The sequence below is a fragment of the Streptomyces sp. SID11385 genome (genome assembly GCF_010548245.1).
GTDB lineage: Bacteria > Actinomycetota > Actinomycetes > Streptomycetales > Streptomycetaceae > Streptomyces.
In genome coordinates this window covers 1-13,344 of sequence record NZ_JAAGLR010001059.1, presented here as the reverse complement: position 1 = coordinate 13,344, position 13,344 = coordinate 1, and the positions used below count along the sequence as shown (strand labels likewise).

The 13,344-nt window shown below is 72.7% G+C and carries 12 protein-coding genes and 2 pseudogenes; 7 read left to right on the top strand and 7 right to left on the bottom strand.

Annotated elements, in window-relative coordinates:
• Nucleotides 1–211 (bottom strand): annotated as a pseudogene (locus G3I42_RS37210) (M6 family metalloprotease domain-containing protein); the annotation flags it as partial.
• Between the two features lie 329 nt (nucleotides 212–540).
• On the opposite strand from G3I42_RS37210, the gene G3I42_RS32590 reads away from it, so the two are divergent.
• On the top strand, nucleotides 541–1,374 hold the full coding sequence (locus G3I42_RS32590; RefSeq protein ID WP_164291280.1) for a TetR/AcrR family transcriptional regulator: 834 nt from the start codon (nucleotides 541–543) through the stop codon (nucleotides 1,372–1,374).
• Nucleotides 1,375–1,777: 403 nt separating this feature from the next.
• The gene (locus G3I42_RS32585) at nucleotides 1,778–3,361 is read left to right on the top strand and encodes an MFS transporter (protein WP_203607646.1); all 1,584 of its coding nucleotides are present in this window, start codon (nucleotides 1,778–1,780) and stop codon (nucleotides 3,359–3,361) included.
• Nucleotides 3,362–3,780: 419 nt separating this feature from the next.
• Here the strand turns inward: G3I42_RS32585 and G3I42_RS32580 are convergent, their stop codons facing one another.
• Nucleotides 3,781–4,302: a MarR family transcriptional regulator gene (locus tag G3I42_RS32580; protein WP_164291278.1), complete on the bottom strand. Its 522-nt coding sequence runs from the start codon at nucleotides 4,300–4,302 to the stop codon at nucleotides 3,781–3,783.
• 203 nt (nucleotides 4,303–4,505) lie between these two features.
• Between G3I42_RS32580 and G3I42_RS32575 the strand changes: the two genes are divergently transcribed.
• Nucleotides 4,506–5,273: a class III extradiol ring-cleavage dioxygenase gene (locus tag G3I42_RS32575; RefSeq protein WP_164291283.1), complete on the top strand. Its 768-nt coding sequence runs from the start codon at nucleotides 4,506–4,508 to the stop codon at nucleotides 5,271–5,273.
• 560 nt (nucleotides 5,274–5,833) lie between these two features.
• On the opposite strand, the gene G3I42_RS32570 is transcribed toward G3I42_RS32575, so the two are convergent.
• Nucleotides 5,834–6,901 carry a questin oxidase family protein gene (locus tag G3I42_RS32570; RefSeq protein WP_164291282.1) on the bottom strand — a complete coding sequence of 356 codons (1,068 nt, stop codon included), beginning with the start codon at nucleotides 6,899–6,901 and terminating at the stop codon, nucleotides 5,834–5,836.
• Nucleotides 6,902–7,283: 382 nt separating this feature from the next.
• Here G3I42_RS32570 and G3I42_RS32565 point away from each other — a divergent pair, with 382 nt between their 5' ends.
• Entirely contained in the window at nucleotides 7,284–7,718 is a 435-nt protein-coding gene (locus G3I42_RS32565) for a pyridoxamine 5'-phosphate oxidase family protein (RefSeq protein WP_164291277.1), read from the top strand.
• 130 nt (nucleotides 7,719–7,848) lie between these two features.
• Here the strand turns inward: G3I42_RS32565 and G3I42_RS32560 are convergent, their stop codons facing one another.
• Complete coding sequence (locus G3I42_RS32560; protein ID WP_164291276.1) at nucleotides 7,849–8,382, bottom strand: GNAT family N-acetyltransferase; 534 nt, start codon at nucleotides 8,380–8,382, stop codon at nucleotides 7,849–7,851.
• 196 nt (nucleotides 8,383–8,578) lie between these two features.
• On the opposite strand from G3I42_RS32560, the gene G3I42_RS32555 reads away from it, so the two are divergent.
• Together G3I42_RS32555 and G3I42_RS32550 are read left to right on the top strand one after the other, a co-directional pair.
• Nucleotides 8,579–9,604, top strand: coding sequence for a sigma-70 family RNA polymerase sigma factor (locus G3I42_RS32555; RefSeq protein WP_164291275.1), 1,026 nt, complete (start codon nucleotides 8,579–8,581; stop codon nucleotides 9,602–9,604).
• Between the two features lie 240 nt (nucleotides 9,605–9,844).
• Nucleotides 9,845–10,126 carry a hypothetical protein gene (locus G3I42_RS32550; RefSeq protein WP_203607645.1) on the top strand — a complete coding sequence of 94 codons (282 nt, stop codon included), beginning with the start codon at nucleotides 9,845–9,847 and terminating at the stop codon, nucleotides 10,124–10,126.
• A 238-nt stretch (nucleotides 10,127–10,364) separates the two neighbouring features.
• Here G3I42_RS32550 and G3I42_RS32545 read toward each other — a convergent pair whose 3' ends face one another.
• Nucleotides 10,365–11,102: a DUF6227 family protein gene (locus G3I42_RS32545; protein WP_164291274.1), complete on the bottom strand. Its 738-nt coding sequence runs from the start codon at nucleotides 11,100–11,102 to the stop codon at nucleotides 10,365–10,367.
• Between the two features lie 636 nt (nucleotides 11,103–11,738).
• Here G3I42_RS32545 and G3I42_RS32540 point away from each other — a divergent pair.
• A complete protein-coding gene (locus tag G3I42_RS32540) occupies nucleotides 11,739–12,179 on the top strand; it encodes a hypothetical protein (protein WP_164291273.1) in 441 nt (146 codons plus the stop codon).
• Between the two features lie 44 nt (nucleotides 12,180–12,223).
• On the opposite strand, the gene mscL is transcribed toward G3I42_RS32540, so the two are convergent.
• Both mscL and G3I42_RS32530 read right to left on the bottom strand, forming a co-directional pair.
• The gene (gene mscL, locus G3I42_RS32535) at nucleotides 12,224–12,796 is read right to left on the bottom strand and encodes a large conductance mechanosensitive channel protein MscL (protein WP_164291272.1); all 573 of its coding nucleotides are present in this window, start codon (nucleotides 12,794–12,796) and stop codon (nucleotides 12,224–12,226) included.
• A gap of 207 nt (nucleotides 12,797–13,003) precedes the next feature.
• Nucleotides 13,004–13,344: pseudogene (locus tag G3I42_RS32530) on the bottom strand (RcpC/CpaB family pilus assembly protein); the annotation flags it as partial.

Genomic DNA, 13,344 nt, shown 5'->3' with positions numbered 1-13,344 from the left:
CGGGGGAGGGAGCGGGAGCTGAGGAGGTGGGGGGTGCGGCGGGGGTACGGGGCGTGGCCGCGTCCGGCGCGGCGTCTCGGCCGGTACGGGGTCCGGCGGCGTCCGGCGCGGGGTTCCGGTCGTCGTCCGGAGTGGGCTGCCGGCCGTCCCGGCCGCCCCGGCCGGGTATCGGGCCCGAGGGGGAAGGCGCCCCGTTGGTCGGCTGCTCCATGCGTACCGGCCCTCCGTTCGCGGCAGCCGCCGTCCTGACCTGCGAGGCTGCCCCCTTTGCGGCCAGCCTCCGGGCGGGACGGGCGGCGCGCGCGCCGGGTGCGGCCGATCGGTGGTTTTTGTGTGACGCGCGTCACATGGCGTTTGGGAAATTTCCGGGGAGGCCGTCCCCGTTTAGGAAGGTGTCGTCGCGAGGCGGGGAGTGGGTCCCCGTTTCGGGCGCGCAGGACCCGGGGCGCCGCTTCGGCGGGCGCCCCGCACGGCACGTACGTACGAGTGGGCAGTGGCCCGCGCGCGAGGGCCCCGGCCGGGGCCGGAAGGGAGGTGGCGGTGCTCGCCATGACCGAGGACATGACCGAGGACATGACCGAGGACATGACCAACGGCGCGACCGGCGGCATGAGCAACGGCGCGACCGGCGGCATGAGCAACGGCGCGACCGGCGGCACGACCGGTGTTCCGGCCCGTGACGCGGCCCGCTCCCGTACCGGAAGCGCGGGGGCCTCGTGCGGCACGGGGTGCGCGGGGGAGCCGGGGAAGAAGGCCGGGCGGCCCCGCGCCGACGCGGTGCGCAATCGCGAGCGGATCATCGATGCCGCCCGCGAGATGGCCGCGGAGCACGGCGCGGAGGTCTCGATCGACGAGGTCGCCCGCCGCGCCGGGGTCGGCAACGCCACGGTCTACCGGCACTTCCACGACCGCCCCGCCCTCATCCGCGAGGCGATCAGGTCCGTCATGGACCGGACCGCCGGACGGGCCGAGGAGGCGCTCACCCTCTCCGGGCCCTTTGAGGCGCTCAGTGTCTTCGCGCACGGGGCCGTCGAGGACCGCGCCGGGGCCATGTGCGGGATGCTCAGCGCGAACGCCGACGCGGCCGAGCGCGAACACCCGGACCTGCGGGCCGCCCGCACCCGCCTGGAGGCGGGCGTGGAGGCGCTGCTCGGCCGGGCCCGCGAGGCCGGCGTCCTGCGCCCCGACATCGGCGTGGGAGATCTGATGTTCGTCCTCTCCCAGCTCGCCCGACCACTCCCGGGCTGCACCGCGGCCCTCAACGACCGCTATGTCCACCGCCATCTTCAGCTCTTCCTGGAGGGACTGCGGGCCCCGGCCCGCTCGCCCCTGCCGGGCAGCGCCGCCACCCTGGAGGCTCTCCGCACCCCCTGACGGCTCCTTCCCGACGGCTCCTCGCGAGGGCGGGCGACCGCCGCCGGCCGCGCCCCGTACCGGGCGTACGGGCCGGACGGCGCGGCCCGCACCGCGCGAGCGTGTCCCGCGGGGCCCGTACCACCGCGCGTGACCTCGCGCGGCGGGCCCGTACGACCGCGCGCGCCGCGCGGCCCGAGGGCCCGTACCACCCCAGCTCCCTGCACACCACGCACACCCGACCGGTCGAGATGTCGGTCCCTCCGGGCCGCAATCCGCGACTTCTCGTCGTAACCCGGTAGCAACCCCCCGCACGGTGCGGCGTACGACGATGTCGCCCACCGGCCCTTCCGTCCTGCCAGTCACCCTCCACGGCGCCGCGCCGAACGATGGCGCGCGCCCGCGTCCCGAGGTGGATCTCCCCATGTCAGAAACCGTCCGTACCGGCCCCACGGCCGCTTCGCACGCCGACCCGGCGGCGCCCGATCCGCGCCGCTGGAAGGCCCTCGTCTTCATCGCGCTCGCCCAGCTGATGGTCGTGCTCGACGGGACGATCGTGAACATCGCGCTGCCGAGCGCGCAGCGGGACCTCGGCATCTCCGACGGCAACCGCCAGTGGGTCATCACGGCCTACGCCCTCGCCTTCGGCGGGCTGCTCCTCTTCGGCGGTCGCATAGCCGACATGTGGGGCCGCAAGCGGACCTTCATCACCGGCCTCATCGGCTTCGCCGCGGCCTCCGCGCTCGGCGGCGCCGCCAACGGGCAGGCCATGCTGCTCGGCTCCCGCGCCCTCCAGGGCATCTTCGGCGCCCTGCTCGCCCCCGCGGCGCTCTCGCTGCTCGCGGTCACCTTCACGCAGGCCAAGGAGCGCGCGAAGGCCTTCGGCATCTACGGCGCGATCGCCGGTGGTGGCGGTGCGGTCGGGCTCATCCTCGGCGGCTTCCTCACCGAGTACCTGAACTGGCGCTGGACCTTCTTCGTCAACGTGCCGTTCGCCGTCGTCGCCGCGCTCGGCGCCATCTTCGTCATCGTCGAGCCGAAGGGGCAGCGCAACAGCGCCTCCCTCGACATCCCCGGCGTGCTGCTCTCGACGCTCGGTCTCGTCTCGCTCGTGTACGGCTTCACGCGCGCCGAGTCGGACGGCTGGAGCGACAGCATCACGATCGGCAGCTTCGTCGCGTCCGTCGTGCTGCTCGGCGCGTTCCTCCTCGTCGAGGCGCGGGTCAAGTCGCCGCTCCTCCCGCTGCGCGTCGTCGCCAACCGCACCCGGGGCGGGATCTACCTCTCGCTCGGTCTCGCGATCATCGGGATGTTCGGTCTCTTCCTCTTCCTGACGTTCTACCTCCAGGTCGTGAAGGGTTACTCGCCGGTCAAGACCGGTTTCGCCTTCCTGCCCATGGTGGCGGGCATGATCACCGGCTCGACGCAGATCGGCGCCCGGCTCATGACGAAGGTTCCCGCGCGCTTCCTCATGGGCCCGGGCTTCCTCCTCGCGGCGATCGGCATGCTGATCCTGACGCAGATGGAGGTCGGCTCCGGCTACGCGAGCCTCGTGCTCCCGGCCGAGCTGATGCTGGGCCTCGGCATGGGTACGGCGTTCATGCCGGCCATGTCGCTCGCGACGCACGGCATCCAGCCGCGTGACGCCGGTGTCGCCTCCGCGATGGTCAACACCTCGCAGCAGGTCGGTGGTGCGATCGGTACGGCGCTCCTCAACACGATCGCGGCCTCGGCCACGACCGCGTACCTCACCTCGCACGCCGCCAAGGGCGGCGACGCCCGCCTCCTCCAGGCCGAGGCCCTCGTCCACGGCTACAGCAACGCCATCTGGTGGGCCGTCGGCATCCTCCTGGTCGCCGCGATCCTCGCCTTCACCCTCGTCACCACCGGCAACCGCAGGAGCGGCGCGACGGCGACGAGCGAGGACGGCGGCGCGGTGGACGCGAAGTCGGCGGACGCCCAGGCGGCGGACGGCGAGATCGCGGATATTCCGGTCATCGCTCACTGAGCGGGCGGATGGGCTGGGCGGCTCGTGCGGCTCGCCCGGCCGGGCGGGGTTCGTACGGGGGTTTCCGTGCGGGGTTGCCGTACGGGGCCTGCGGCGGACCGGTCCGTGGTGGGCCCGCACCCGTGGTGGGCTAGGCCCCGTGGTGGGCCCGCCCCCCCCGGCGGGGCCGGGCTCGCTGAGACGGGCCGCCTGAAGTGACAACGCCATACGACACGAACGGCCCGGCGGCCGGGGCTACGAGCCCTTGGCCGCCGGGCCGTTCGCGTTCCCGCTGCCTGCTGGCGCACCCATCCCGCACTTGCGCCCGTGTCGGCGCCCGGGCTCGTGTCGGCGTCTGTGTGCGTCCCGGCGACCGCCGCGCCCGTCTCGGCGTCTGCGTCCGTGCCCGCGCCCGCGTAGACGTCCGCTCCCGCGTCGGATCAGCGGAGCCAGGGCAGGTCGCTGTCCGGGGCCGTGGGCTGGAGGCCGTCGGCGATCGTCCGCATGATCTCGCCCAGGGCCCGCTGCTGCTCCCCGTCGAGCCGGTCGAAGAGCGCCTTCCGTACGGCGGCGACGTGCCCGGGCGCGCTGCGCCGCAGCATTTCCGCTCCCGCCTCGGTGAGCACGGCGAACTGGCCGCGTTTGTCCCCGGGGCAGTGCTCGCGCCGCACCCACCCGTTCCGCTCCAGACGTGCCGTCGCGTGCGAGAGCCGTGAGCGGGTGATCTTCGCCCGGCAGGCCAGCTCCGTCATCCGCAGGCGTCCGCCGGGCGCCTCGGAGAGCGTGACGAGCAGCCCGTAGTACACGTGCGGCATGCCCGCGTCGCGCTGCAACTGACGGTCGAGGTGATCGTCCAGCAACGTCGTCGCCTGCCGGAACGCCCGCCAGATTTCCTGCTCGGCGTCCCCCAGCCACACGGGCCCGGGGACGGGGGCGGGAGCGGGCGTCTTTCCCTCGCTCATCCTTGCCTCCTCCTCGCGGTGGGCCCTGCGACCCGACGACCTTATTGAAGCTTAAACAATGTTGTCGTATTCTCGGCGAGTGAGAAACGTTTGATGTTTCAAGCATCATGAGTCGCCTCGCGCGGGTCGCGTCGCCCCCGGGCCGAGGACACCAGAAGGAAGCAGGTCCACGGATGCCGACTCCGGCCCCCGCCGCACGCCGTATGCCCACGCTGTACCTGAGCCACGGCGCCCCTCCGCTCGCCGACGACCCGGTCTGGCCCGGCCAGCTCGCCGCCTGGTCGGCCGAACTGCCCCGCCCCCGCGCGATCCTGATGATCTCCGCGCACTGGGAGGACGCCCCGCTCGCCCTCGGCGCCACCCGCACCCTGCCCCTCTTCTACGACTTCTGGGGCTTCCCCGAGCACTACTACACGGTCCAGTACGCGGCCCCCGGCGCCCCTTGGCTCGCGGAGTCGGTCCGCAAACTGCTCGGCGGCGCCGGCACCCCGGTCCAGGACGTCGAGGACCGCGGCCTCGACCACGGCGCCTACGTCCCGCTCGTCGAGATGTACCCGGACGCCGACATCCCCGTGCTCCAGATCTCCCTGCCCACCCTCGATCCCGAGCGCCTCATGGACCTCGGCCGCAAACTCGCCCCGCTGCGGGACGAGGGCGTGCTCATCGTGGGCAGCGGCTTCTTCACCCACAACCTCGCGGCGCTGCGCCACGCGGGAGGGGGCGTGCCGAGCTGGTCGACGGAGTTCGACGACTGGGGCATGCGGGCCCTGGAGGGCGGCGACATCGACTCGCTCCTCGACTTCCGCCACACCTCCCCCGCCGGTCAGCTCGCCCACCCCAGGACCGAGCACTTCGCCCCCCTCTTCGTCACCCTCGGCGCCGCCGACGCCACCGGCGAACTCGACACCCGCCGCAGCGTCATCGACGGCTTCTGGATGGGCCTCGCCAAACGGTCGATCCAGTTCGGCTGACCTCTGGTGGGGGCGTGCTCGGGGGGCAGGGGTGGTGGTTGGGCACTGGCGGTGCGGGCGGGGGAGCCGTCACGGGGGAGGGGGCTTGGGGGCTCCGCGCGCCGGAGGGCTGGGGTGCTGGTTGGGGGGCGGGCGGAGGAGTCGGGGCCCGGCCAACTGGGAGTATGCCGAAGCGGATTGCCAGGGGAGTCGGGTCCCGGGTTGCGGCACGGATCGGGGACGCGGGAAGCACGGCGCGGTGCCGGAATTCGCCGCTCATGGCGGACCGGTCCGCCACCGAGGGGCTGCGCGCGCGGGGCGTGGGGCGGGGGGCGCGGGACGGGAGCGCGGGGGCAAGTGCTCGTTTCTCGCTCAGGGCCCCCCGCGCCCGCCCTCCTGAGAGGCGTCGCGCCAAGCAGCGTAAGCGAGGGCCAGGGCATCCGGTCAGCCTGCCAGGGCCCTCCTTGTCTGCCGGGGCCATCGACTGCGGGGCGCCCTCGCCGGACATGCCCGTCCTGTCCGCCGGTGCCGCCCCGCCCTCGGGGCCCCTCTGCCTGGTCTTCCACTCCCCTCCCCGCCCCTCACCACACCGGCTCGATGAGTTCCACCGCGCGGAGGGCCGCTGCCCGTGCTCGGGGGTCGGTGAGGTGCAGGGCAGGGTCGAGCGCTGTGTCGGCGAACTTCACCGCGTGCTCGTCCCCGTGGGCCGCAGCCCGCGCGAACACCTCGGCCCTGTCCAGGACTTCGGCCTCCGCCTCCAGCGCCGTGGCGGACGCGGCCCGTGCCGGGCCGTAGGCAGCCGTCACCGCCGCACTCGCCGCCCAGGCCGCCGACAGGCTCGGCGCCCAGAGCCCGGAGGGCAGCGCGGGCAGCACACGCAGCACGGCGTTGGGCGCCGTCGCGGCGTGCACGAGCATCACGGGTTCACCGTGCGCGTGCGTCGCGTACCGCCGTACGGCCGCCGCGACCAGCTCGCGGAGCCGCTCCGCAGCCTCCTCGGGACCCCGGACCTCGGCGGCGGGCCACACCGGAAAGGCGTCGAGCCGCGCCAGCCGTTCCCTGATGCCCCCGCTCTGCCTGCCGTTCGCCGGCACCGCCTCCAGCGCCTCGCCCGCGCGCGCGTACGACCCCAACGCACGCACCCGCGGGAGCGCCTGACTGCGCGCCGCCCAGTACCCGAGCGCGTGCGCCAGCTCCGCGAGCCGCGGCTGAGCCGGGTCCCGGACCGGCCCGGACGCCTCACCCGCGCCCGGCCCGCCCGTCTCCGTCGCGAGCAGCGTCCGCACGGCGTGGCCGGTCCGGATCACGGGATGTGTCGCCCCGGCCACGATCCCCGGCAGCAGACGCGGCCACCACGTCGCGAGCACTGTGCGCCACGGTCCCTCGGCGAGCCGTACGCCGAAGTACGTCGTCCAGTCCGCGATCCGGCGCGGATCGCCCATCGCCTCCTTCCAGTTCTCCTCGGTGACGCGCGCGTACGGGGACGGAGCCTGCTCCAGCTTGTCCCGGTAACGGTCGACCCAGCGGTGCACCGTGCCGCCGTGCCCGCCCCGTACCAGCGCCTCGACCGCCATCGGCGCGTGGTTGCTCAGCCAGCCGTTCCGTTCCGGTCCCGTGGAATGCAAGCGCTCCAGGGCCTCGTCGAGCACCCCGTCGTCTCCCGCTCGGGAGCCGCGCACCGCGTTCCGTGCGCCTCCTTCCGCCCGTATGCCTCCTTCCGTCCGCGCACCGACCGGTACCGCCCCCGGTCGCTCACGGATGTGCCGTTCATCGGTGTCCCGCTCGTTCTGCTGCCGCTGGTGAAAGGCCCCGCGTGGGGTGTCATCGGGAGTCATGACGCCGCACGCTAGGCCGTTCAGTAGAGGAACGTAACGGACCGTAGTCCTAGTTCCCACGTCCAGTGACTTTTTTCGGGTAGACCGGAGGGACTGGGGCCAAAGGCGGGGGGCCCGCCAGGACCCGTACCGAAACCCCTGGTCAGCAGCCCGAGACCGACGGGGAACCAGCAGCCGGACCAACGAAGGAGTCTCCATGACACTCAGCCCGGAGGAGCGCCGCGCCTTTCTCGACGAGCCGCTCATCGCGACCCTCGCCGTCGCCAGGGAGGGCGAGCGCGCGCCGCTCGCCGTGCCCGTCTGGTTCTGGCAGGAGGACAACGGCGACCTGCTCTTCTTCACGGAGGCCGACTCGCTGAAGTCCCGGCTCGTCGAAGCCGCGGGCCGCTTCAGCCTGCTCGTGCAGCGCACCGAACCCACGTACCGGTACGTCTCCGCCGAAGGCCCGGTCGTCTCCGCGACGCCGACGACCCCGGACGAGTCGTACACCGACGCCTCCCGCTACCTCGCCCCCGACAAGGTCGACGCCTACGTCGAACGCACCGGCGCCACCGGCGACCCGACCGCCGGCCTCGTCACCTACCGGATGCGCCCCGAGCACTATTTCTCCGCGGACCTCGGCTCGCTCTGACCGCGCCGCCGCCCGGGCGGGAGCGCGAGGCGGCGGCCGCCACGGCGGCCACGCACCGCTCCCGCCCGCGGACGCGCCACCGCCTACGACGCGAGTTCGCTACGGCCTGGGGCGCGAGCCCGCTGTGGGCCTACAGCGCGAGTTCCTTCTCGTACCAGGCCACGTCCCAGTACCGCCCGAACTTCCTCCCCACCTCCGCGTACGTGCCCACGTGCCGGAAGCCGAAGCGGTCGTGCAGCGCCAGCGAGGGCTGATTCGGCAGGGCGATCCCGGCGTAGGCGCGGTGGACGTCCTCCCCGGCGAGTTGCGCGAACAACGCGCTGTACAGCAGCGTGCCCAGGCCGTGACCGCGCTCGCCGGGCCGGCAGTAGACGCTGACCTCCACGGACGTCGCGTAGGCCGGCTTGCTGCGGAACGCCCCGCTCGTCGCGTAACCGAGCACGTCCGCACCCGCAGCCCGGCCGGGCGCGTGCGCGACGAGGAGCCGGTGCGGACCGCTGATCGGGTGAGCCCGGAACCACTCCAATCGTTGATCGGGAGTGAACGGAACCGTGTCGAACGTGATCGGCGTCTCTGTCACGTAGTGGTTGTAGATCTCTGTGAGCTGCGGAAGATCCCCCTCCTGTCCCGCCCTGACCTGCACCTTTTCGGCGGATTCCGGCATGTTCCCTCCCCTGTGGCGCGACAGGGTACTGCATGATCCCGAAGATTGATGCGACCGAGGGGAATTCTGTCCTGTTTCCGGTCGTTGTTTCCTACAGATGCCGGGCACCCGTGAGGGTGAAGCACTCCGCGCGAGAGCGTGCCGAGTGCGGCATCCGACAGGGAGCACGTCCACCCACCACCGCAAGGGAGCACGCATGGCAACCCGTGCCGTCGCCCGTCGTCAGTCCGCCACCGGGAGCGGCGCCTCCCAGGCTTCGGGCTCCGGGGAGACCCGGGGTTCCAGGGGTGCCCGTTCCACGAGCGGGGAGATAGCCGACCGCGACCTGGTCGGCATGTACCTCGACGAAATAGCCCGTACGCCGCTGCTCGACGCCGCCAAGGAGGTCGAGCTCTCGCAGACCATCGAGGCGGGCGTCTTCGCGCGCCAGGTCCTCGACGGCGAGACCGACACGCAGAACGAGGCGTCCCGCGAGGAGCTCGAAGCGCTCTGGGAGGCGAGCGAGCGGGCCAAGGATGTCTTCATCCGTTCCAACCTGCGACTCGTCGTCGCCGTGGCCCGGCGCTACCCGCGTGCCGGACTGCCGCTCCTCGACCTGATCCAGGAGGGGAACGCGGGCCTGGTGCGCGCGGTCGAGAAGTTCGACTACCGCAAGGGCTTCAAGTTCTCCACGTACGCGACCTGGTGGATTCGCCAGGCCATCACCCGCTCCATCGCGGACCAGTCGCGCACCATCCGGCTGCCCGTCCACCTCGTGGAGGAGCTGGGCCGCATCCGCCGGGTCCAGCGCGAGTTCAACCGCGAGCACGGCCGCGACCCGGAGCACGCCGAGATCGCCGCCGAGCTGGGCTCGACGCCCGAGCGCGTCTCCGATGTCCTCGACTGGGCGCGCGACCCCGTCTCACTCAACATGTCCGTGGACGACGAGGGCGACACCCAGTTCGGTGACCTCCTGGAGGACACCTCGGCGGTCTCGCCGGAGCAGTCCGTCATGACGCTGCTGCGCAGCGAGGAGCTGGACGAACTGATCGGCCGGCTCGACGAACGCACCGCCTCGATCATCAAGATGCGTTACGGCATCGAGGACGGCCGCGAACGCACCCTGACCGAGGTCGGCAAGCAGCACGGCCTCACCCGGGAGCGCATCCGCCAGATCGAGAAGCACGCCCTGCTCGAACTGAAGAAGCTGGCGCACGACACCGGCTTCGACGCGGCGGCGTAAGAATCGCGCAGCGCCGCGAGCCTCCCGCCCGCACCCCTGGGCGTACCGGAAGGGCCCGAGCCGTCAGGCACGGGCCCTTCGGCGTGCCGTGAGGCGGACGAACGCGAACGCGCGAGGTGGCCTGAGGACGCGTGCACCGGGGCGAACCTGGGCAGAAGTGGCATAGGAGATGCGTCACTTCGGGAGTAAGAAGCTGATTTTTCCTCTCATTGGTCCAGTGGAGTGAGGTCTACTGAAGCCATGCCTCAGCACGTATCGGTCATGCAGCAGGTCGGGGTGGCCGCCCTGGTGACGGCGGCGGTCGCCTGGGCCGTTGGGCTCGTCCGCGGCTCGCGCGGTGTACGTGGGGTACGTGGCGCCGAGCCCGCCTCCCCGCGTGCGGCCACGGCTCCGGCGCCCGCCGGTGCGCAGCGCCCGCGGATACCGCGCCAGTCCGTGCCCGCCTCGGAGAGCGTCGAACTCACCGCCGCCGAACGCGCCGCCTTCGCGGGCCTCGTCCGGCGCCTCGAAGGACGCGGCTGAACGCGGGGAAAGCGGCAGCGGGTGGGCTGTCCGGACCGCTCGGCGGGTCGGCCGCAGCGGTGGTCGGTCCGTGCGGAGTGCCTGGTCGCCGGTGCCGACTGCTCCGCTCGTGCCGGTTCTCGCGATGAGAATCCGGCCGGGTGACGGACGGCTTCCCGCCGCCGCGCGCCGACCGTGCGGGCGGATGCGGGGGTGCGGCCGGGGCCGGCTCGTGGCGGCCGACCCGGTCCCGTCTCTCTCAGAGCACGCGAGCGCGGCGTTCCATCGCGTCGTGCGCCTCCCCTTCCGTCTCGTAGACCTCGCACATGTGGCGCCGGTCGGGCGTCGCCGTGTGCTCGACTTCCCACAGGGACACCTCGGTGCCGTCCAGGAGGAGGAAGGCGTGCTCGTAGAGAGCGAAGCCGATACCGGCGGCTGCCCGCAGCCCCGGACGCGTGAACGCCTGGGTGATCTCGTGCGCGAAGGCGTTCCGCAGGAGCTCGGCGATGTCCTCGCGCGGGCAGTCCTCGTTCTCGGCCCGGCGCAACAGGCGGCGGGCGTGGTCGGCCGAGTTGTCCGGGACGTATTCGCGGTGCGGGACCGTCTCCTCGGCGACCAGGTCGGAGGCGGACAGCTCGTCGTCCTCGGACGACAGCGTGGTCCACTCCGTCGGTCCGAACGGGGGGCGCGAGGCGGCCACCCTGGCCTCCTCGGGGTCCGCGTAGACCTCGTGGAGCATTTCATTGCCGGGGGCGCTGCGACGCGTGATCTCCCAGAGAGTGAGATCGCTGCCGTCGGGCAGCAACCAGCAGTGTCGGTAGGCCTCCTGGTGCAGCGTGGCGCTGTGGTGCGCCGAGTGCAGGGAGGTGTCGTAGGCGAGTGCGAAGTCGAGCCGAGAGAGGATCTCGTCGGGCAGTTCGAATGAGTTGAGGGCGCGTCCAAGCAGTCGCGTGAGGGGGTTCTCCGGCGACTCAGGTGTCTCGTACGGAACGCTCAAGGCATCTCCCGGCGTTGCTGCATGTCACCTCGTGGGTGCATACCGTAGCCCTATGGTTGGACATCATGTCCGGGAATCGTGAAAACGAACGAAGACCGCGGGAAGTTCCCGCACATGCCGTCGTCGTATGCCCCGAATCCGGAAGCGACGCTCGGAAGGTAGCGCCAACCGCCGCCGAGGGGGAAGGCGGCACGCTTGTACGGAAACTGACGCCTCGTCCACCCAAAGGGTTGCCCTCCGCCGCTCAAACCCGCCGCGCGATGCCGAGCCCGCCGCCCTCCGCTGCCGCCGTGGCCCCGCCCGGACAAGGGCTCCGCCCTTCTGGGCCGCGTGGCCCCGGCGTTCACGCACGTCGGCGCGTCGCCCTGGAACTCCCCGTGCCGGCAGTCGGCGGGGACGCAGGATCTGCGCGCATCCACGGTGGTGCGGATGCGCGCGAGGGGCGCCCAGGCGGTCCTGAGGGGCGCCGGAGCGGGCGCGAGCGCCCCCACCGAGACTCGTGGCAACCTCCGCACCGCGTTCCCGTGCGGCCCGCCCGGCTGTACGCGTCCTGGCGCGCCACCGGCGCGCCCGCTGCGTTCCGGCCCGTACCGCTCGCCCGCCGGGGGAACCGGAGCGTGGACGTACGCTGGAGAAATGAGCGAGACCCCCGAGCCGATGGCCGCCCCCTCCCCGCAGCCCCTGCCGGGCCCGGCGGAGTCCGAGACGCCCGGCCCGGCGGGAGAGGGGACGCCCGGCCCGGCAGGAGCCGAGACGCCAGGCCCGGCGGAGCACGGGTCGTCCCAGAGCGCTCCGGACAGGGACGAAGCCTCTGCGGATACCCCGGAGGCGGGCACGGAAGCCGTGGCTGCCCCGGCCGACACCGCGGCCCTCGCGGCAGCCGTAGCGGCCCCCGCGGAAGACGAGGAAGCCGATCGCCTGCGGCGGGCCAAAGCGCGCCTGGTCTTCGACGACCCGCTCTACGGGCGGGGCCGCGACGACTCCGACCGGGGCTGGGGTGACCGTCCCGTCCCGCACGGTGGCTCGGCGGCCGACCTGGCGCGCTTCCTCGACGAGAAGCCCCCGCACCACATCTGACCGAAGGCTGTCCCGAGGACCGGAGACGGGCCGCCGGGCGCGGCTCAGCTCTTCGTGGGTCCCTGCTTTCCTGTCGGTCCCTCCGGCGTTCCCGGCTCCTGCGGCGGCTGCCACGCGGTCGCTCCGGGTGCCGCCGGGCCGTTCGGGGCCGACTCGCCGCGCGCGATCCGGGCGGCGACGAGCTCGTCCCTGATGTCCTTCAGCACGTCCAGCTCCGAGACCGGCACCTCGGGGGCGCCGTACTTGGCCTCGCGGCGGGCCGCCAGCCGGGACAGGTAGCGCGACATCGGCAGGACCATCAGGAAGTACACGACGGCTGCCGTGATGAGGAAGGTGAGGGCCGCGCTGAGGACCGTGCCCCACATGATCTGGATGCCCTCGGCCTCCTTGCCCCCGCTCGCGGGAACGCAGGGGCTCTGCAAGCAGTAGCTGTACTTGTCCAGGTCCTGTGTCCCGAAGGCGCCGACCAACGGGTTGATGACGCCCTTGACCACCGCGTTGACGATGTTCGTGAAGGCGGCCCCGATGACCACGGCGACCGCGAGGTCGATGACATTGCCACGCATGAGGAAGGACTTGAAGCCTTCCCACACACCAGGCTTGCTGTTCTCGCTCACCCAAGGACCTTTCCGTATGCGTATGTTGTGCGGTGCAAACAGTCCCGCAACCTACGACATCCGTCCCGGCCCCTGTCCAATTGGGTCCCTCTATCGAGCGACTTGACACGGCCCGGTCCGCTGTCCCGCGTACGGACCCGCAGCCCGTAGCCGACTTCCCTCCGCGTCTCCGGAGCAGCACCCCGGCCACCTTCCGCAGCAGGCTCCTCAGCACGCGACCACCGCCAGCGCGGAGGAGGCGGACGCCGCGGCGAGGTCCACCGCCGAGGCGCGCGGGACCGTGAGCACGATGACGGCGCCGGAATCCGTCGCGTCCCAGCGCGTTTCCGCGTTGGCCCCCGGCCAAACCTCCGCCCCGGCGCTCGCGGAAGACGGCCCCGGGGGAGCCGCCGTCGTGCCCGGGGCCGGCGAAGGCGCTGAGCCGGGCGGACGCGGAAGGGCGACGACCCGAGCTCCGGCCACCACGACGCGGGCCGCGCGCGTGCCCGTGCCGCTCACGGCGATCACGTCGACCCGGTCGCCGGGCCGCACCAGCCGCAGACCTGCGG